This window comes from Streptomyces sp. NBC_01235 (assembly GCF_035989285.1).
Taxonomy (GTDB): Bacteria; Actinomycetota; Actinomycetes; order Streptomycetales; family Streptomycetaceae; genus Streptomyces.
The window spans coordinates 728162-748514 of record NZ_CP108513.1 but is presented as its reverse complement, the minus strand read 5'-3'; the positions used below and the strand labels follow the sequence as shown (position 1 = coordinate 748514).

Annotated in this window: 15 protein-coding genes and 2 pseudogenes; 12 read left to right on the top strand and 5 right to left on the bottom strand. The window is 70.8% G+C overall.

What is annotated here, in order from left to right; translation table 11 throughout:
- Positions 1–119: 119 nt before the first annotated feature.
- The 6 genes from OG289_RS03345 (at position 120) to OG289_RS03320 (ending at position 8132) form a co-directional block, all read left to right on the top strand.
- Positions 120–1388: an ABC transporter substrate-binding protein gene (locus OG289_RS03345; RefSeq protein WP_327312503.1), complete on the top strand. Its 1269-nt coding sequence runs from the start codon at positions 120–122 to the stop codon at positions 1386–1388.
- 94 nt (positions 1389–1482) lie between these two features.
- Positions 1483–2355: a carbohydrate ABC transporter permease gene (locus OG289_RS03340; RefSeq protein WP_327312502.1), complete on the top strand. Its 873-nt coding sequence runs from the start codon at positions 1483–1485 to the stop codon at positions 2353–2355.
- 32 nt (positions 2356–2387) lie between these two features.
- The gene (locus OG289_RS03335; protein WP_327312501.1) at positions 2388–3317 is read left to right on the top strand and encodes a carbohydrate ABC transporter permease; all 930 of its coding nucleotides are present in this window, start codon (positions 2388–2390) and stop codon (positions 3315–3317) included.
- Positions 3318–3425: 108 nt separating this feature from the next.
- Positions 3426–4283, top strand: a complete 858-nt coding sequence (locus tag OG289_RS03330; protein WP_327312500.1) for a glycoside hydrolase family 43 protein — start codon at positions 3426–3428, stop codon at positions 4281–4283.
- Between the two features lie 202 nt (positions 4284–4485).
- Positions 4486–6963, top strand: coding sequence for a carbohydrate binding domain-containing protein (locus tag OG289_RS03325; protein WP_327312499.1), 2478 nt, complete (start codon positions 4486–4488; stop codon positions 6961–6963).
- Between the two features lie 605 nt (positions 6964–7568).
- Positions 7569–8132: a hemerythrin domain-containing protein gene (locus OG289_RS03320; RefSeq protein ID WP_327320567.1), complete on the top strand. Its 564-nt coding sequence runs from the start codon at positions 7569–7571 to the stop codon at positions 8130–8132.
- A gap of 303 nt (positions 8133–8435) precedes the next feature.
- On the opposite strand, the gene OG289_RS03315 is transcribed toward OG289_RS03320, so the two are convergent.
- Together OG289_RS03315 and OG289_RS03310 are read right to left on the bottom strand one after the other, a co-directional pair.
- The gene (locus OG289_RS03315) at positions 8436–8558 is read right to left on the bottom strand and encodes a hypothetical protein (protein WP_327312498.1); all 123 of its coding nucleotides are present in this window, start codon (positions 8556–8558) and stop codon (positions 8436–8438) included.
- 173 nt (positions 8559–8731) lie between these two features.
- On the bottom strand, positions 8732–9262 hold the full coding sequence (locus tag OG289_RS03310) for a hypothetical protein (protein WP_327312497.1): 531 nt from the start codon (positions 9260–9262) through the stop codon (positions 8732–8734).
- Between the two features lie 230 nt (positions 9263–9492).
- Here OG289_RS03310 and OG289_RS03305 point away from each other — a divergent pair, with 230 nt between their 5' ends.
- Positions 9493–10281 carry a YqjF family protein gene (locus OG289_RS03305; RefSeq protein ID WP_327312496.1) on the top strand — a complete coding sequence of 263 codons (789 nt, stop codon included), beginning with the start codon at positions 9493–9495 and terminating at the stop codon, positions 10279–10281.
- 149 nt (positions 10282–10430) lie between these two features.
- Positions 10431–11180: pseudogene (locus OG289_RS03295) on the top strand (IclR family transcriptional regulator).
- Between the two features lie 34 nt (positions 11181–11214).
- Here OG289_RS03295 and OG289_RS03290 read toward each other — a convergent pair.
- Positions 11215–14139, bottom strand: coding sequence for a glycosyl hydrolase 115 family protein (locus tag OG289_RS03290; RefSeq protein WP_327312495.1), 2925 nt, complete (start codon positions 14137–14139; stop codon positions 11215–11217).
- Between the two features lie 182 nt (positions 14140–14321).
- A pseudogene (locus tag OG289_RS03285) lies at positions 14322–14848 on the bottom strand (SMI1/KNR4 family protein).
- A gap of 138 nt (positions 14849–14986) precedes the next feature.
- Between OG289_RS03285 and OG289_RS03280 the strand changes: the two are divergent.
- From OG289_RS03280 to OG289_RS03265, 4 genes are all read left to right on the top strand, one after another.
- On the top strand, positions 14987–15865 hold the full coding sequence (locus OG289_RS03280) for an SCO6745 family protein (protein WP_327312493.1): 879 nt from the start codon (positions 14987–14989) through the stop codon (positions 15863–15865).
- Positions 15866–16068: 203 nt separating this feature from the next.
- Positions 16069–16524 (top strand): RpiB/LacA/LacB family sugar-phosphate isomerase, encoded by a 456-nt coding sequence (locus OG289_RS03275; RefSeq protein ID WP_327312492.1) that lies wholly within the window; start codon positions 16069–16071, stop codon positions 16522–16524.
- A complete protein-coding gene (locus OG289_RS03270) occupies positions 16434–16799 on the top strand; it encodes a hypothetical protein (protein ID WP_327320566.1) in 366 nt (121 codons plus the stop codon). Before OG289_RS03275 ends, OG289_RS03270 begins: the two co-directional genes overlap by 91 nt.
- A gap of 363 nt (positions 16800–17162) precedes the next feature.
- Positions 17163–18140: an ATP-grasp domain-containing protein gene (locus OG289_RS03265; RefSeq protein ID WP_327312491.1), complete on the top strand. Its 978-nt coding sequence runs from the start codon at positions 17163–17165 to the stop codon at positions 18138–18140.
- Here the strand turns inward: OG289_RS03265 and OG289_RS03260 are convergent.
- Entirely contained in the window at positions 18124–20163 is a 2040-nt protein-coding gene (locus tag OG289_RS03260) for a PAS domain S-box protein (protein WP_327312490.1), read from the bottom strand. The two genes, OG289_RS03265 and OG289_RS03260, sit on opposite strands and share 17 nt — an antisense overlap.
- Positions 20164–20353 lie beyond the last annotated feature (190 nt).

Here is a 20353-nt window from a genome sequence, read left to right as displayed (position 1 = left end):
CGACCGGCCCCTTTCATACGAATCAGCGCTGCACCCACACGGCACAGGCTGATCGATTCACATCGATTCAAATCCCTTCAGACATGACTGTCGGTACATACCGACGGGTGAGGTGTGCAATGAAGCGTTCTGGGAGATGTCTCGCGGTCGCCACCACGGTCGCCGCCATGGCGATGTCGCTGGCCGCGTGCGGCGGCGGGTCGTCCGGCGCCTCCGCCGACGGCACCGTGACCATCCACGTGCAGGCGTGGAAGGGCGGCGGCGCGGAGCCCGCCAACGTCGCCGAGATCAACAAGGCGTTCGAGAAGGCCAACCCGAAGATCAAGGTCGACTTCGAGTACATCACCGCGAACGACACCTACACGCAGAAGCTCCAGCCCGAGCTGCTGGGCGGCAAGGCCGGCGACGTGATCATGGTCGACACGGACCGGATGAAGAAGTGGGGCGCCTCCGGCTACCTCGCCGACCTGTCCGGAGAGTCGTGGGCGAGCCGGGTAACCCCCGACGCCAAGCAGTTCGCGCAGGCCGACGGCAAGACCCTCGCGATGCCGATGGAGCTGATCGGCATCGGCCTGTACGCCAACATGGACCTGCTGAAGAAGGCGGGCATCACCGAAGTCCCGGCCGACTGGCCGACGTTCCTCGCCGACCTCGCCAAGGTCAAGAAGGCCGGCATCGACCCCATCGCACTGCCCGACAAGTCCGGCTGGACCGGCAGCTCGGTCTTCCAGGCCGCCGGATCGACCGTGGTCTACCAGAAGAACAAGCAGTGGGACGCCGACTTCCTGGACGGCAAGGCGTCCTTCGCCTCGGACTGGAAGGAACCCCTTCAGCAGCTGAAGACACTGGAGGACGAGGGGTACGTCGACTGGAAGAACCAGCTCGGCGTCGACGAGTGGGCGCAGGGCCCGCAGGACTTCAGCGCGGGCAAGAGCGCCTTCTGGTACCAGGGCGCATGGCAGGTCTCCAACGTCAAGAAGGCCGGCTTCCCGGTCTCCTTCGCCCCCTGGCCGGGCGCCGCCGCAGGAGCCAAGCCCAACGGGATGCTCTTCGCCGGCACCATGTGGTCCGTCAACTCCCAGTCCAAGCAGGGTGACGCGGCGCGTGAGTACGTCAAGTTCTGGTCGCAGAACCAGAACCTCTCCAAGTACCTCGAGGCCGAGCACGCGGAGTCGCCCTTCATCAGCGGCCTGACGCCGGAGAGCACAGAGACGACGGCGTTCACCACGGCCTTCAAGGAAGGCCGCTACCGGATCCTCCCCTCCAACTCCTGGTACGCCGCCGCGGCCGAGACCACGACCGGCTCCAAGATCCAGGCCTACCTGCTGGGCAAGGCGTCCGCCGCGCAGACCCTCAAGGACATCCAGACCGCGGCGTCCGCGAAGTAACCCGGCCACCCCTGGTCGGCCGTGGTGGGGGTGCGGGGCCGGCGGCTCACTGACCGCCCCCACCACGGCCCTTCCGGGCAAGAGGAGGATCCCCGTGTTCCACCGACGGCGCGCCACCATGGCCGCCTTCCTGCTTCCGGCGATCGTCGTGTACGGCGTGTTCATGCTGTATCCGCTGGCCCGAGGCGTCTACCTGAGCATGACCGACAGCCTCGGCGGCCCGATCGCGAACTTCGTCGGCACCCAGCAGTACCGTGCCATGGCCGACGACCCGGCCGTCACCGACGCCCTGTGGCACACCGTGCTGTACGCGGCCGTCGTCGTGGTCGTGCAGAACGGACTCGGCCTGCTCTTCGCGAGCATGCTGTTCCGCCGCCCCAAGGTCCGCAAGGTGCTCAACGTCGTGCTGCTCACGCCGACGCTGATCTCGCCGGTGATGGCCGCCTTCATCTGGTCCTACCTGTTCGCCCCGACCGGCGGCATCAACGCGCTCCTCGACCTGGTCGGTCTGCACGGCCTGAACCACGTCTGGCTCGGCGACACCTCGACCGCGCTGTACTCGGTGGCCGCCGTCAACATCTGGATGTTCACCGGCTACTCCTGCGCGATCTTCCTCGCCAGCTATATGAGCATGCCGACCGAACTCCTCGAGGCGGCCGCGCTGGACGGCGCGAGCGGCTGGCGGCGCTTCGTCAGCATCGAATGGCCGCTGCTCGCCCCGGCGCTCACCGTCAACGTGACGCTCAGCCTGATCGGCTCGCTGAAGGTCTTCGAGTTCCCCCTCGTCCTGACCAACGGCGGCCCCGCCGGAGCGACGGACACACTGACGCTGCTGGTGTACCGCAACGTCTTCGGCGGCGGGAAGTTCGCCTACGGCGTCGCGCTGTCGGTCGTGCTCCTCGTGACCGTGGTCGTCCTGTCCAGCGCCACCTCCTCCCTGCTCCGGCTGCGCGAGCGACGCATCTGACGGCATCTCACGGAATCTGACGGATCGCCACCATGACTTCAGACATCACCTCGCCGCCGGTCGAGACCCGGCCCTCCCTCGTCGGCAAGCACCGGGTCCCCGACCGCCCCCGTACGCCATCGCGGACGTCCCGCAACCCGCTGCGCCGACTGGCCGGCGGCCTGGGCACCGCTCTGCTCAGCCTGGGCACGCTGCTGTTCGTCCTGCCGTTCCTCTTCACGGTCGTCACCTCGCTGCGCACCGCGGCCGACGTGGCCCGTTCCCCCCTGGGCATCCCGCACTCACTGACCCTGAAGAACTTCTCCGACGCCTTCAGTCAGATCCACTACGGGCCCAGCACCCTCAACACCCTGTTCATCACCAGCGTTTCGTGCGTCGCCATCACCGTGATCGGCTCGCTCGCCGCCTACCCCCTCGCCCGGATCACCCAGCACTGGTCCACCGCCGTGTACCGGCTGTTCATCCTCGGCACGTCCGTCCCCGTCTTCGTGGTGGTGGCACCGCTGTACCTGCTGATGCGCGACCTGAACCTGCTGGACACCTACACGGGCGTCGTCCTCATCTACATCGCCCTGAACCTCCCGGTCGCCGTGTTCTTCTACACCAGCTTCATCCGCTCCGTTCCGGCAGACCTGGAGGAGGCGGCGGCACTCGACGGCTGCGGCGCCTTCCGTACCTTCTTCACGATCATCCTGCCGCTGCTGCGCCCGGTCACCAGCACGCTCCTGACCTTCGTCTCCCTGCAGATCTGGAACGACCTGCTGGTACCCCTGGTGTTCCTGCAGGACCCGGACAAGCGGACCGTGATGGTGAACGCCTACTCGTTCATCGACCCGCACACCGTGCAGCCGACCACCCTGTTCCCGGCCGCGCTGCTGGGCGTCGTGCCGCTGCTGCTCATCTTCGTCTTCTTCCAGCGCCAGGTGGTCGCCGGCATGTCCGCCGGAGCGGTCAAGTCCTGAACCCGGGCACGTCCGTGTGCCGACCGACCCGTCCGAGCACACCCGTTCCCTCGGCGACCCCTGCCCTGATGTCTCGCTGCCCCGATGTCCCGGAAGGACCCTCCACCGATGTACGTGGTCTCCTACTTCACCAACGCCGACGAGGCGCTCCACCTGGCCTACAGCCACGACGGCGAGGAATTCGCGACGGTGAACGGCGGTCGGCCCGTGCTGCGCGGCACGGTCGGCACCGGCAGACTGCGGGATCCGTTCATCGGGGTGGGCCCCGACGGCCTGTTCCATCTGCTGGCCACCGACGGCTGGACGAGTCCCCATATCGTCCACGCCACCTCGGGCGACCTGCTCACCTGGTCGGACCAGGAACTCCTTCCGGTCATGGCCGGAGTGGAGGGCGCCCTCAACGCCTGGGCGCCGGAGTTCTTCCTGGACCGCGGGACCGGCCTGTACCACCTGATCTGGTCATCGGTCGTCGAGGCCGGGAGCACGGCCGAGGGCCGCAACTTCGAACACGTCGGCCAGAACCACCGCATCTGGCACTGCACCACCGAGGACTTCGGAACCTTCTCGGCCCCCGGACTCTTCTTCGACCCCGGCCACTCGGTCATCGACGCCACCGTGCGGGAGCTGGACGGCGGCGGCTTCCTCATGGCCTACAAGGACGAACGCGGGACCAACGACCTCGTCACCGCGCACAAGGACATCCACCTGACCACCTTCGACACCCCCGGCGGTGCGTGCACCTCCTCCACGGGGCCGGTCACTCCCTCGGTGGTGGAGGGACCGTCGATCTTCCGCCGCGGAGACGAGATGATCATGATCTTCGACCATTTCCTCGAGGGCAGGTACGGAGCGGTCCGCAGCAAGGACGGCGTGGACTGGGAGCTCGTCTCCCTGGCTCTGCCGTCGGGCATGCGACACGCCTCCGTCCTCGAAACGCCCCTCCCGGCATCGCTCCCGCACCGCTGATACGCCGCTCGCCGAGGCGGTTCCCGCACGCTCCGACAGGGCCCAGCTCCTGATTCGTGAGCCGCTCGCACAGGGCCGTGCGTGGTGACGGCCCCGCCACAGACTCCGGGCGCGTCCGCTTCGGCCGACCCGCCCGGTGCAGCAAGGTCCGCGCCGCGTCCCGCGGCGCGGACGATACATCCACCCACCAAGGAGCGTCGCAATGAAGCGTCGCAGAACGGACCGCCCGGGAGTCCGGGCGTCCCGCATCCTCACCCTGCTCGCCACTCTGGCGGGCGCCCTCCTCCTCCCGGCCCACACCGCCCTGGCCGCGGGCACCACGTACTACGTCAACTGCTCGGCCGCCACCAACGGCAGCGGTACCCAGTCCAGCCCCTGGAACTCGGTCAGCAGCGTCAACAGCACCACCTTCGCGGCCGGCGACAGCATCCTCTTCGCCGCCGGCACCACCTGCACCGGCCAGCTCACCCCCGGCGGCTCGGGCGCCTCGGGCAGCCCCGTCACCATGGGTGCGTACGGCACCGGCGCCAAGCCGGTCATCAACGCGAACGGCGCCACCGGGCCCGTCATCCACCTGCTCAACCAGCAGTACTGGGAGATCGGCGGCCTGGAACTCACCAACCCGGCCGGGTCACCCGCGTACCGCTCCGGCGTCCTCGCCGAGAACAGCTCGGGCGGCGTCCTGCACCACATCCGGGTGCACGACATGAACATCCACCACATCAGCGGCTACTCGGGCGGCTGGTACTCCACCAACGCGGGCGTCGGCGTCCAGACCGACCACACCACACCCGTCTCCACCTTCGACGACGTGGTGGTCGAGAACAACACCTTCGACCACGTCGACCGCATCGCGGTAGCCGTCACCCCGGACGGGGACGGCCAGGGCACCGGCCAGACCACGGGCACGGTCATCCGCGGCAACACCATGACCTACGACGGTGCCGACGACATCCTCGTCGTCAAGAACGACGGCGCCCTCATCGACGGCAACAAGGCCGGCTACGGCGGCGCGAAGAACACCTGCCCGCCCTCCGGGCAGTACTGCAACGGAGCCTCGGCCGGCATCTGGATGTCCGGCAGCAACGACACCGTGGTCCAGAACAACGAGGTCTACTGCCACATCAACGGCGCCGACGGCACCGGCTACGACGTCGACTGGGGCAACCACAACACCACGTTCCAGTACAACTACAGCCACCAGAACCTCGGTGGCTTCATGCTCGTCATGCCGCCCTTCTCGATCGCCAACGAGCCCACCTCGACCGTCCCCAGCGACGGCACGGTGATCCGCTACAACATCAGCGAGAACGACGGCACCAACTCCGGCTGCCCCGCCTCGGGCACTCCGACCCACGGCACGGGCGTCTTCCACTTCGTCGGCAACATCCCCAACCGGAGCGGCAGTTCGTCCGCCGTCCCGCTCTTCTACAACAACACCGTCTACGTCAACAAGAGCGGCCTGAACACCCCGATCCTGTACTCGCGCCGGGGCACAAGCGTCACCGGGACCCTGTCCTTCCGCAACAACGCGGTGTTCAACTACGGCACCGGCGGCTACTTCACCACCAGCGCCGGATCCGTCTACTCCAACAACCTCTTCTACGGCACCCACCCGTCCTCCGAGCCCGCCGACTCGGCGAAGGTCATCACCGACCCCGAGTTCCGCAACCCCGGCAACACGGACACCTCTTCGTCCTTCACCGGCACCAACGCCTACCAGGTCCACCCGTCCTCCCCGGTGATCCGGGCCGGCACGGTCATCAGCGGCAACGGCGGCAAGGACGCCTTCGGCAACACCGTCTCCGCCACGGCGGCGCCCAACATCGGCGCCTACAACGGCACGGGCGGCAACCTCGTCTCCAACGCCGGCTTCGAGACCGGCTCGATGAGCCCCTGGACCAACAGCGGCGCCGCCCCCTCCGTCACCTCCACCGGCGCTCGCACCGGCGGCTACGCCCTCACTACCCAGGCCAGCGGCAGCGGAGCCAACCAGAACCTGACCGGCCTCACCCCGAACACCACCTACCTCCTCACCGGCTGGGCCAAGGTGGCCAACGCCGGTGAAACCCTCGCCGTCGGCGTCAAGAACTACGGCGGCACGGAGACGTTCACCAACGTGGCGACGACGTCGTACTCGCAGGCGGCGGTGCTGTTCACCACCGGCAGCACCAACACCTCGGCCCTCGTCTACTGCTGGAAGAACACCGGCGGCACCGGTACCGGCAACTGCGACGACCTCGCGGTGGAGGCCCTGTCGTCCGGCGGCAACGCGGTCACCAACCCGGGCTTCGAGTCGGGCGCCCTGACTCCCTGGACCCAGAGCACGGGTACGGCGTCCAGTGTGGTCGCGTCCAACGCCCGCAGCGGCACGTATTCCCTGCAGACCGGGGTCAGCGGCAGCGGAGCGATCCAGACGGTCAGTGGCCTCTCCTCCGGCGGCACGTACCTGCTGGCCGGCTGGGCCAAGGCGGCCACTGCCGGGGAGGAGGTGGCGGTCGGCGTGAAGAGCTTCGGCGGTACGGAAACGTATCTGCGGGCCTCGACGACGTCCTACGCCCAGCAGCCCGTCTTCTTCACGACGGGCGCCACCACCACCTCGGCCGCCGTCTACTGCTACAAGAACGCCGGCTCCTCGGCCGGATACTGCGACGACTACACCCTGATCAAGCTCTCCTGACCTCGGCCGACACGCCAGGAGAAAGGTTTCAGCAGGGGTGGGCGGGTCGGTTCGGCCGACCCGCCCACCAGGTGGACGCGCGGACGGGGAGGCGCCGTTTGGATCATCAGGGACTGCGACCCCGCCCCGTCGCGGCCGATGCCGGGGGCGGGGCTTCGGCGCGGCCCGCTCAGGGGGGTCGGGATGGGACGTCTCGACGAGCGGGCGGCGAACGTCACCGGCGGGGCCCGCGGGATCGGCGCCGCGGTGTCACGGCTGCCCGTGGCCGACGGCGCCGCCGTGGTCGTCGCCGACATCCTCTACGGCAACCGGGCGCGGGCGGTGCTCGCCCAGGACACCCTGTTCCTCTCCCGCTTCGACGACCCCGTGGGAAGGTCGTGGCCGCCGGATGCGAACAGATCCGGAAACAGCCGTACCGATGCCGGATCAAGGGCGGGTGACACGGTGAGAGTGATGAGTCGAAGCCGGTCGGAGCGGCCCACGACGCCACCGGCGTGGAGGGCTGACCCAGGCGGACCCGCGCTGTGTCGACCCCCCGATGCGGGGCACTCGGGGCCTGGCGGGTCCGATCCGGAGCCGTCGTGCTCAGGCTGGAGGCGAAGGACATGGGTCATGGTGGAAACGTCATCGACGAGCTGGTGACCGATCACCGCGAGGTCGAGGAGCTCTTCGGACGGATCGAGGCGCTGCCGTCCGGTGCCAAGAACCGCAAGCTGTACGCGGAGCAGGCCACGATGGAGCTGGTCCGGCATTCGGTGGCCGAGGAGGAGTATCTCTACCCGGCCGTACGCGAGCACCTTCCCGGCGGCGACGCTCTGGCCGACAAGGAACTCGAGGATCACGCGCGGGCCGAGCAGATCATGAAGGACCTGGAGGGCCGCGAGCCGGACGATCCCGAGTTCGACCGGCTCATCGGGATGCTGATGCGCGAGATCCGCGAGCACCTGGCCGACGAGGAGCAGAACCTGTTTCCCCGGTTGCGCGCGACGTGCCCGGCGGACGCCCTCGACGAGCTCGGCGACAAGGTCCGCAAGGCGAAGAAGACCGCCCCGACGCGTCCGCACCCGTCTGCCCCGGACAAGCCCCCGGCCAACAAGCTGGTGGCACCGGGGACCGGCCTGGTCGACCGACTCCGCGACACACTGACAGGCCGCGGCAAGGGGAACTGACGTTCATCAGCCGCGCGAACCTGCGACCCCGGCGAACCTGTCGCCGGGGCGCGGGCCTGGAAACTCGGCGCTGCCCGCGACCCTCGCCGGCGCCGACGGCCCTGGGACCGGCCCATCAGCTCCGGTGCGGCCTAGTGACGTGGCAGGCGACGTCTGCCCGTGAAGGAGCGGCGTCCGGTGCGTGCGCTGGGGGTCCCCGGCCGAAGGCTGGGGGAGTGCCGGCCGAAGGCCCTCGTACCGGACGTACCAAGGCCCTCGTACTGGACGTACTTGGGTCTTCGGCCGGCGCGGCGAGTGGGGCACCTACCACGCCTTGAGGCAGTGGGGGAGCGTGCCGGGTGTCGCGACGGGGCGAACTTCGCCTGCCACGGCACCAGTCAGGGTGTCGCCCGCGTATGCGCGGCCGCCGACGGTCGTGGGCTGCACGCCCTCATCTCCTCGGCGTGCCGAGGGCCTGGGCGCGGGCCGGGACGCCGGGCTTCGCCCGTGATCGTCGGCTGGCGGCGCCCGCTGGCGTCGCGCGCGGCAGGTGCGGGCGCTGCTCCCAGAGTTCCGGACCACGCCCCCCCGGGTCGGGGAGGGGTGGATGGCGGGGGGACTCAGGCGATGAGTGCTTGGCCCCGGCCGAGGCGGGCGAGGAGCTGGGGGTGGTGGAGGGCGGCCACGGGAGCGATGAGGTCCGGGTGGCGCAGCAGCACCGCGGCCTGTCGGTCGCGGACGTCGGGTGCGATCAGGCGTCGGAAGTCCGGCGGCGTCACGCGGGTGTGGTCGCCTCCGGTGAGGCCGGCCACCGCTCCCGCCGCGAGGCTCGGATCGGTGAGCAGGCAGGCCGCCCAGCTCGCCACGACCTCGTCCACCCAGCTGCGCCAGGCCGAGTCGTCCGCGTCGACGTCGGCGGCCGAGTCGGCCGCGCCGCTGATCCGGTCCAGCCGGGCCGAGCCGCCGGGGCCCGTCAAACCGACCAGTGCGGCGTCCGTGGCGGTCGGATAGCGCAGCCAGGCCGCGACGGTCACCGCCTGGCGGGCCTGCGCCTCGCACAGGGCGTGGGCGAGCGCGCCGCCGCTCGACGGGTAGGCCCGGGTCAGCCATTCGGTGGTGGCGGCGATGAGCGGGGAGAGGTCTGCGAGCACTGGGGGCCGTCCGAGATCTTCGGCGAGGTAACGGGGCAACGAGGTGACGACGTATCGGGGATCTCCTGGCACCGTAGCCTGCCGCCCCCTCGGGACGACACGGCCGGGGTCTCACCACCGACGTGGCCTCAGCCACAGCGCCGGGCGTTGGTCCGGGGAAGGGAAGGGGGGCGTGCCAAGTCGCCGGTCGGTCCCTGGGCCGGTCCCGGGCCCTCTGTGATACTGGCGCGGTGCCGCCGACACCACAGCCACAGGCCCGGGCCACCCCGCATCCCATAACGCCCGACGCGCCGGACGCGATAGCGCGCCCGCTGCTCACCCAGTCCTGGCTCGACCTCACCTTCCTCCACTGGGCCGCCGATCCGGCCGACGTGGCCGGTCTGCTGCCGCCCGGAACGGTCCCGGACACCCTCGACGGCGTCACCTATGTCGGTCTGGTCGCGTTCCGGATGCACCGGGTCGGCTGGTTCCGCCTGCCGGGCGTCCCCTACCTGGGGTCCTTTCCCGAGACGAACGTCCGTCTCTACTCGGTGGACGCACATGGGCGGCGCGGCGTGGTCTTCCGCTCGCTGGACGCCTCCCGCCTGCTGCCGGTGGCAGTGGCGCGGATCGGGTTCCGGATGCCCTACGTGTGGTCCCGCATGGCGATCGACACCGACGGCGACACCGTCACCTACACCAGCCGCCGCCGCTGGCCCGGTCCACGTGGCGCCCGTAGCCGCCTCACCGTGCGGGTCGGCGAACGGATCGGGGAGGCCACCGCGTTGGAGCACTTCCTGACCGCGCGCTGGGGTATGCACAGCACCTTCTTCGGCCGGCAGATGTTCCTGCCCAACGCCCATCCGCGCTGGCCGCTGCACCGGGCGGAACTCGTGGAGTGCCAGGAGGACCTGTTGGTGGCGGCCGGTCTGCCGGAGCCGGCGGGGGAGCCGGTGAGCGTCCTCTACTCGCCGGGAGTCCCGGCCCGCTTCGACCGGCCCGCCCGTCCGACCCGCCCGGCGGGCATTCCGACGCCCTGACCGAACCGTCGATCCCGGGTGTCCGGCGGACGGATCCAGGGGGACGGATCAACGGATCGGACGAACGTCACCGACACCGTCACCGTCACCGTCACCGTCACCGACACCGACACCGACACCGAGCCGAGGCCGCCGAGGCGCGTCTCGACCTGCTGACCGGCGTCGACGAACGGGGCACCGGTCATCATGCCCGGCAGGATCAGGTGGCCGGGCTCCAGCGCGGTGCCGAAGGCGGCGAGGGTGTTGGCCGGCCAGGTGACCGCGGCGGCCGGGTGGCCCAACACCGGCCGGCGGCGGACCTCGTGCGGCTGGGCCGGCTGGAGCATGCGGGGCCGCGGTACCGGCTCGGCGGGAAGCTGTTCGAGCTCGGCTCGCTGGTACCGCACCGACTCGATCTGTGGGAGACCGTTCTGCCCTTCCTCCAGGACCTGTCGAGGCCGTCCGAGAGACCGTGCACCTCGGGGTGCGCGAGGGCATGGACGTGGGTCACCTCGAACGCATCCACGGCCACGAGGCCCTCCGGCTGCCCTCCCTCTTCGGCGGCGGCCTGCCGCTGACCTGCACCGGCGCCGGTAAGGTCCGGCTCGCCTTCTCCGGCGCGGAGCTGACCGAGGAGGTGCTGTCCAGGCCGCTGCCAAGCCTGACGCCCCGCTCGATCACCGACCCCGCCCGTCTGCGCATGGCCCTGGAGAAGATCCAGGTCTTCCGGGCAAGCCCACGAGGAGCAGAAGGCTGTCCTCGACGTGAGCTGCATCGCGGCGCCCGTGTTCGCGGGCGGCACCACCGTGGCGGCCCTCTCGGCGGCCCCGCCGCGCGCACGTTTCAGCCCGGCTCAACTGGCCCCCGCGGTGCGGACGGCGGCGCTGGGGCTGTCCCAGGTCCTGCGACGCGGGGCCTGACCGCGAACACCGCCGGCCCGAAGCGGTCGGCCACTTACTGGTTCGGGGGCTCCAGGCCCGGGCTCGTGTCCGGGTCGGGGTTGAACACCGGGTGGTAGCTCTCCGGCGGCGCGAGATAGGCGGCGGCCGGCAGCCCGCCGGTGTCGATGACGATCTGGTCCACGGTGATCGCCGGGTCGACCATGAACACCCGCAGGACGTGCTCGCCCGGTGCGGTGACGGTCACGGTCGCGGTCAGCTTCTCGACGCCCTCCTCCACGTTGCGCGCCCAGGCGTCACCGCGGTTGCCGGTCGCGACGGCCTGCCCCGACAGGACGGTGGGCGGCTGGTCGTCGAGGGCGAGGGCCAGCCGGCGTGCGCCACGCTCGTCGAGTGAGGGCAGCCGGAAGACGGTGACCGGGAAGGAACCGGTGCTGCTGAAGCGCACCCGGTACCTCAACTCCGGCGCACGGGCGGCGAAGTCGGCGGTGATCGGCGCCGCCGTCGACGGCACCGCCTCCACGGCGGCGCTGCGACGGCCGAGCCCGCGCACCGTCCGCCAGCGGGCCCCGCCGCGCGCCACCCGGCCCTCGGTGTGTACGGCGTCGATCGAGACGTACCCGCCCGCCTCGACGAATCCGCGCGCCCGCCGACGTGCCCGCTCCCCGTCGTTGACCACCTTCAAGGGAACCTCGAATCGCTGCCCGCCACTTGTGAAGGCGACCGTGACGTCGTGCGTGCCCTCGGGCGCCCGGGCCCAGTCCACCTCGACCCACACCCGGGACTGTTCGGTGAGCGAGCCGCCCGTCGAACTCAGCCGGACCCACGGCCGGTCGGCCTCCGCAGCCCAAGTGACCGCGAGGAAGCCGGTGTTGAAGACATCGACGAAACGCCGGTCCCGGGTGGCGGAGGAGAAGGACAACGGCCGCTGCGCGCCGGTCTCGTTCCCCTCGGCGGCCACCCCCAGCCCCGAGGTCTCCTGTCGGGCGACCCTCGTGACCGCCGGACGGCCCGGCGCCTTGGGGATCTGCGAGGGATACGGATTGATGTAGCCGTCCCATTTCCCGCCCGCCACCTCGGTGTTGTACCGCTGGGTGAGCGCCGCTTCCTCGGCGTGCGCGGCTTCGGCGAGGTCCGCGAAGCGGTTGCTCCCGACGCCGCGGCCCTGCCGTACCGCGAGAGCGTTGCGGTCCGCCCAGTAGTACTTGAGGTTCATCAAGTACGCGCCGTGCACGGGGTATTGGACGAGTTCGTAGAAGGCGTCCCGGCAATCCGCCGGGAGCTCGGCCCCCAGTGCCACGGTCCGCTCCAGCAGACGGTCGTAGGCGGCCATGCGGCGTCCCGCCTCGTCCCCGTGGTGGACCACGGAGAAGACGTTCCGGTCGATGAACTCCGGGCGCCGTTCCGCCGCGAGACGGTAGTACTCGGTGCGGATCGCGGCGATCTCCCGGGCATGACGGAGCCCGAACTGCCGCCCGTACCACTCTGCGAGAAAGCCCTCGACGTCGTCGGCGTCCCACCGGTCCACGTCCCAGGCCACGTCCATGGAGAAGGACAGGCCGGTCTCGATCGACTTGAGGTCTCCGACGTTGAAGATCCACATCCGGTCGACCTCGTGCTCGTACACCCGTCGCAACTCCTGCCAGACCTTGGCGAGTTGGGTGGTGTCCAGCCACAGGTAGCTACGCGGGCGGCCCCAGTAGGAGAGGTGGTAGTAGATCCCGTTGCCGCCCGAACGGGCCCGCTCCGCCGCGTTCGGCAGCTGGCGCATGTTGCCGTGGTTGTCGTCCGGCCAGATCAGCGTGACGTCGTCGGGGACCTGGACGCCCGCGTTGTACAGGTCCAGGACCTCCTTGTACGGGATGAAGATCTGCGGCTCGGCCGCCGCCCCGACCTCCTCGGTCAGGATCCGGCGCTGGTCGGCGATGATGTCGTTCATCACCACGACCTTCTCCGGGATCGTGGTCGCGTTCTTCGTCTCCAGCGCGGTGTCGTGCAGCCCGCGCATGCCGATCGTCCAGCTGCTCTCGTAGGCCGCGTTCTCCCGGGCCCGGGCCCTCCAGTAGTCGGAGATGACACCCGGGTTCACCGTGTAGTCGTACACCGGCAGGCTCCCGTCGGCGCCACGGTGCTCCTGCGCCCACGGCTCCCACTCGTGGACGCCGTTGCGCAGCAGGGCCTCCGGGTGACTGGAGCCGACGACGATGCCGTAGCGGTCCGCGAGTTCGGGGTTCTCCCGGTACTTGTTGAAGAAGTCGGAGTACGGATGCATGGCCGGCCACAGGTAGTTGGCCTTGAGGCGGAGCAGCAGCTCGAAGAGACGCTTGTACGTCTCCGGGCCGATGTTCTTGTCCGTCTCCTGCGTACGATGCGACCAAGTGGTCAGGTTCTGCTCGTCGTTGAGGAAGACACCCCGGTAGCGGACGGACGGCTCCCGCCGTTCGAAGGGGCCCGCGGGCACGGTGACGGTCTCGCGCCGTTCCACGGGTACGTCGGCCCACCAGTACCAGGGCGACACGCCGATGCGTTCCGAGGTGTCGTAGATCCCGTAGACCGTGCCACGCCGGTCGCTGCCCGCGATCACCAGCGCGCGCTCGACGCCGGGCGCCGGACGTTCCACCACCTGAGTCACGGAGGCCTCCCAGTGACCCCTCACCCGCCTGACGTCCAGCCGCCCCTGCGCGACGAGCCGGTCGATGACCGGGCTCGCGCCGAGTGTGCCCACCAGGACCACCGCCGCGGACCGTTCCGGCAGGGTGCGCCGTAACGCGGGCCGTACCCCGCCGGTCCGCTCGACGTCGGCCTGGAGGTCCCCGGCCGCGCGGACCACGGCGGGGTCGTCGGCCGCGTCCACGAACACGTCGACCGCGACGCCGTCCCGCACCAGATCGAAGTCCGGACGGGCGGCGGACGTCGGCGAGGCGTGAGCCTCGGCCGGAAGCACCGCGGGCAGCAACGGTGCCAGTCCGACGGCCGTCATGCCCCGGAGGAACGCCTTTCGGTTCCATGACTGCGAGGGGTCCTGTGGTGCGGTGGGCGGCATCGACGCTCCCGGACTAGGTGCTGGCATGACCATGCTAGAAAGCGCTTTCCCGCGCACCCTAGGTCAGTGCCGGTCGTGGCGTCCATAACCGTGCGGAGCCTTCCGGTCCTGCGCCGGCCCTACCGGCACAGCGCGGCGATGTCCTCCTCGAACGACGGGAACTCGCCCTTCGCCTCGGCGACGACGACCGGGGCAGGGCGCCGCGGGGTGGTGGCGTGCCGGGCGGCGAGCTCGGCGAGTTCCGGCTGTGCACGTGCGTCGCGGTCCGGGTACCCCACGGCCTCCATCGGACCGAAGCCGTCGGCCGGCAACCACAGGAAGTCGGACAGATTGCCCGCCACCACCCCGACCTCGCCCTCCGAGCCCAGGAACACCACCGGCTGCTCGGTCAGGGGCTTGCCCGGGCGCACACACCACAGGGCGGCGAGCCCACCGGTGCCGTCCTGCCCGAAGACGCGGAAGGCGTCTCCGTCGAGTTCGTGGTTGCCGGTCCAGTGGCGGATCCAGTCGGTGGTCTCCTCGGCGGAGTCGAAGGCGTCGTACGGCTCGAAGTCGAAGCCCTCGCCGTCGTCGTAGGGGAAGTCCGCCGCGGCCACCTCGACGAGGGCGGGCGGGAACGGCGGTCGTCGGTGGTCGTCTCGGTCATGAGCGCAGGCCAATCGGGCCCACTGACATCGCCGGGCGGGGTTGTTATGACCGCTGTCATGGCGGATGCTGCCTCTCGGCACCCGACATACGACCACCACTACTGCCACTGCCACCGACCGGCCGGGAGGACTTCGGAGTGAGCGACATCGACGCACGGGCCATGTGGGAACGGTTCGAACCCGTCCACCAGCTGGTCTACTTCGCCCCCGAAGTGCACGAAGCCGCCGACGGCCTCGGCCTGCGCGGGTACTGGATGGGGTACTTCGCCCTGCGCGCGGCGCCCCTCGGACCTGCTCCCGCCTCCGTCGTCACCAGCTGCTTCTACGTCTTCCACCCCGACCGGGTGGCGCGTGCGCTGCCGAACGCCTGGGGTTTCGCGGCACCCGAGGACGTGCTGGCGGCACGCGAAAGGGCCGTGGACGCCGCGATGACCAGCTTCTACGGCCCCGATGTCGTCGGCTCCGCCGAGCTGACCGAGGCCGCGGACCTCGCCTGGGAGGCGGCAATGGCCGCGGACACGGCGGGGCGCGTGCTCGGCGCCGCCAACCAGGCCCTGCCACGCCCGGCACAGCCCCACGTCAGGCTCTGGCAGGCGGTGACCACCCTGCGCGAACACAGGGGTGACGGCCATGTCGCCGTGCTCGTCGGCCGTCGTCTGGGGCCGGTCGAAGCCATGGTGCTGAAGTGCGCGGCGGGGGAGTCGGACGCGGAGTTCCAGAGGCAGACCCGTAAGTGGGGCATCGAGCCATGGCGGTCGGCGGAGGCGGAGTTGCGCGAGCGCGGATGGCTCGACACGGACGGGCACCTCACCGAGGCGGGGGTGGCCGCCCATGAGGAGGTGGAGGCGGACACGGACGCCGCCGCGGCCTCGCCGTGGACAGCCCTGGGCGCCGACGCCACCGCCCGCCTCGCCCACCTGCTCGAACCGCTCGCCCGGACCGTCCTGGACTCCGGGATCCTCCCGGGCGGCAATCCGGCCGGGCTCACGGTCGGGGCATGGGGTTCCCCGGGGTGATCGTCCGGCCGGGTCGACGACCGGGAGGTGCGGCAGTTCACAGGCGTCCGCGAGCTGGAAATCCCCCTGCCGGCGTCCACGACGGACGATCGGGCGCGGCGCCGAGCAAGTCGTAGCAGGACGCGCTCGGTTCGGCCTCGGCCAAGGGGCGCAGGCCTCCACCCGCGTCGCCGTCGTCCGGCAGGCCAAGTAGGCTCCCCGACATGCGGATCTCCGTTTCCTCGGACATGGACGAACCTGTGGCGCGCGCCCTCGTCGCGGAGCTGCGCGGCCGGGGGCACGATGTGGTGCCGCACGGCGTGCTGCGTCCCGGCGACGACCCCCAGTGGGCAGTGTGTTCGGAGGCGGCGGCCCGGGACGTGGCCGACGGGACCTCGGAGCAGGCCGTGGTGTGCTGCTGGACCGGCACCGGCGCGTCGATCGCCGCGAACAAGGTGTCCGGCGTCCGGGCCGCCCTGTGCACCGACGCCTACACCGCCGACGGCGCCCGCCGCTGGAACGACGCCAACGTCCTGGCCCTCAGCCTGCGCCTGACCTCCGAGCCGCTGCTCAAGGAGATCCTGGACGCCTGGTTCGCCGCCGAGGCGAGCGAGGACGCCGAGGACCGGCGGAACGTGGCCCACGTCGACGGCCTAGACAGTCGCGACTCCGTGACCTGAACGCCCTGTGCGTCTGGGAGCCCGGCCAAGCCAACCTGCACGTGCGCGGCTACAAGGAGTCCGGCACCACGACCACGTTGTTCGACATGGTCGACCGCAACGACCTCGACCGCTACCGCCTCGTCATGGACGTCATCGACCGCGTCCCCGGTCTCGCCGTGCGTGCCGCGGCAGTGTGCCGGCGGATGGACGACACGCGACTGCGCCACCATGACCGGATCCGGCTCCACGGCACCGACCTCCCCGAGGTGGCGGAGTGGGGCCGGGACGGCTGAGACGGCAGCTCATCCACCGCCGGACAGGGCGCACGGACCGGGGCGGACGGCGCAGAAGGAGGGGCAGGAGGCGGGCCGTCGTGCGCCCTGGTACGGCGTCCGGCCGGGTGCTTACAGTGGTCGGCCAGCCCTGCACGCGGATCCGGCGAGGCTGGGCCCCGTCCCACCTTCGTGTGGTCACCAGTCGTCCTCGTCCCCGCCCGGCACCCGCCCGGACCCGGGACGGCTCCGCACACCGGTGCGGCTCCCAGGAGCGACGGGCGCGACGACCACCCGCGCGACAGGCACCATCCGTGACACCGCTCGGGCCGCGCGAGGGCCGCCCGCGGTACGAGCGCGCGTCGAGAGCCACTGGAGGCCGCTGTGTCCCGACCGTGCATCGCCCTGATCGCCGACCCCACCTCGCCCGAAGGGTGCCGTGAGTACCTCGCCGAGGCCGTGGAACTGCTCACCGGCGCACCGCCCGTCCGGGTCGACTCCCGGCACTTCGCGACCGGCGGAACCGGGCGGGGCATCCGCGACGGAGGCCGGTTACGGCTGCAAGTCCCAGAAGAGCGGCTGGACTTCGTGCCCGACGTCGTCCTGCTCTACGAGATCCCGCCGCACCACCGGCAGGCCCTCGCCGGCTTCCAGGAGCTCCTGGAGAGCCACGACGTGGTGACGCTCGCCGCGGGGCCCGACGCCTGGCGGACCGCGACCGAGAAGAACCTCACCGTCGAACGCTTCCTGAGGGACGGCGTCGCCCAGATGGAGACCGCGGTGCTGTCCCGGCCCTCCCTGCGGGAGGCGGCCGGCACGTTCGACCGGCTCGGCCGTGACACCTGGGCCCGGCCCGTCGTCGGCACCGGCGGCAACGACACCTTCCACGTCACCACCCCCGCCCAGTTGGAGCACGCCGCCGCCTACTACGCCGAACGCGGCACCGACTGGCTCCTGTCCCGCGACGCGGGCAACGTCACCGCCGACGGCCTGCGCCACCAGTTCCGCGTCTTCGTCCTCGGCGACCGCGTCGTGCACGCCCGCGAGCATCTCCAGCCCGCCAACGACACACCCTGCAACACCTGCCAGGGCGCCACCGCCGTCCACATCGCCCCGCCGGACCTCCAGCCCCGGCTCGCCGAACTCGCCGTCGCGGCCACCGCGTCGGTCGGGCTTCCCTTCGCCGGTGTCGACCTGGCGGTGGAGAACGGCGGGGTCGTCTTCGAGGTGAACGTGCAGCCCGCGTTCGTCGACGGCGAACTCGAACTGCACGCCGTGGCCGTGCCCTACGTCCAGGCACACCTCGACGCCCTGGCCCTGGCCTGCGGTGGCCCGCCCCGGGGGCTCACAGCTTCAGCGTGAACCAGGTCGTCTTGCCCTCGTCCGTCGGCCGCACGCCCCAGCTGGCGGCGAGGGCACGGACCAGGACCAGGCCGCGGCCCGACTCCTCGCCCTCGACCGCCTGGCGCGGCTGGGGGAGCTGTGGGCTGCGGTCGCTCACCTCGACCGTGAGATCGGTGGCCGTGCGGTGCAGATGCAGGCCGACCGGGCCCTCGGCGTGCTGGACGGCGTTCGTCAGCGTCTCCGACAGCAGCAGTAGCGCGTCCTCGGCGCTGTCCGCGCAGTCCCATGAGGTCAGCGCCTTGTGGAGAAAGGAGCGCCCCTCCGGTACGGACGCCGCGGTGGCCGGGAGGTGGGTGGTGACGGAGGCCAGCGGTGCGGCGGGCAACTGCGCGAGCAGCAGGGTGACGTCGTCGTTGTGGCCGTCGGCGTCCGGCAGCAGACCCGCGAGGACATGGTCCGCCGCGGCCTCCAGACACGGCGTGCCGACGAACAACTTCTCCAGCAGCCCCGTCAGTTCACCGATCCGCACCTCGATGTCGCTGCCCGGCGTCTCGATCAGACCGTCCGTGTAGAGCACCAGCGTGGCTCCCGGCGGTATCTCCGAGCTGGACTGCTCGAACACGATGTCGCCCACGCCGAGCGGGGCGTTGACCGGACAGGGCAGGGCGCTGACGCCCTCACCCACCCCGGCCACCAGCACCGGCAGATGCCCGGCCGAACAGACCGTCACCGTGCCCGCGTCCGGGGCGATCACCAGGTAGCAGCAGGTGACGAGCTGGTCGGGCACGTCGAGATCGGCGACACAGGTGTCCAGCGCCTGCATCAGCTGCCGCGGCTGCATTCCGGTCTTCGCCAGCGCGTGCGCCGCCGACCTCAACTGCCCCATCACGGCGGCCGCTTCGAGTCCGCGGCCCATCACGTCCCCTATGAGCACACCCACCCGGTCGGCGCCCAGCGGAATCAGGTCGAACCAGTCGCCGCCCACCCCGGCGCCCTGGGTGGCGGGCCGGTAGCGGCTGGCGGTGGCCAGACCGGGCAGCGCGGGCGGGGTGCCCATCAGGCTGCGCTGCAGCGTCAGGGCGATGTGCCGCTGCTGCTCGTACAGGGCTGTGAGCTCGGCCTCCGCGCGCTTGCGGTCGCTGATGTCCCGCACGATCGCGCACGCCCCGACCACGGTGCCATGGGTGTCCCGGGTCGGCCACAGCGTGACGTCCACGTCCAGCAGCGCCCCCGTGTTGGTCATCCGCAGTGTCTCGTAGTGCTCGACCTTCTCGGCGTGCCGCAGCCGCTTGACCAGCTCGCGGACCTCGCCCCGCAGCTCCCGCGGGGCCAGCATCGAGACGTGCTGCCCGATGGCCTCCTCGGCGGTGTAGCCGTACAGACGCTGCGCGGCCGCGTTCCAGTACGTGATGTACCCGTCCAGGGTCTTGGCCAGGATCGCGTCCTGCGACGACTCCACGAGCGCGGCGAGCTCGTTGATGCGCGCCTCGGCCGCCTTGCGGTCGCTGACGTCGCGCACGGCCGCCGACACCAGCAGCCCGTCCGAGGTCTCCAGGGGGCTCAGGCTGATCTCGACGGGGAACTCCGTGCCGTCCTTGCGCAGGCCGTGCAGTTCGAGTCCGGCGCCCATCGGACGCACCTGGCGGTTGGCCGTGTACCCGCGCCGGTGCATGGTGTGCTGGCCGTGGAAACGGTGCGGGATCAGCAACTCGACCGGGTGGCCCAGCAGTTCCTCGCGGCCGTGCCCGAAGAGAGCCTCCGTCTGGGCGTTGACGAGTTTGATGACGCCCGTGTCGTCGACGATGACCATGGCGTCCGGCGCCGCCTCCAGCAGCCCCCGGAACCGTTCTTCGGCTCCGCCCACGGCGCCCTCCGGCGCGGGCGCCCCGCAGCCGCACCGTTTCTGCTCGGCCTTCCGCTTCACGTCCTGTTGAACGCCCTGCTGCCCGCCTTGCTTGACGCCCTGCTTCACCTTCTGCTTCGCAGCGCCCGCCCCCGAGCCCGCGCGCCGCGCCGGTTGTGCCCGCATCACATCGGCCATCTTCCACCTCATCCCGCACGACGAATCAGGCCATCTCAGCGCCTCCGCCCCGGCCCCGCCCCGCGTTGTCGCTTACTGTCCGCTCCCTGTCCGAACCTGAACGCCACCGAACCGATCAGAATTCGAGAAGCGCCGACCCACGCGCCGCGGCTAGCGTGGGTTGTCGGATCGAGCAGGCGACGCCGACGAA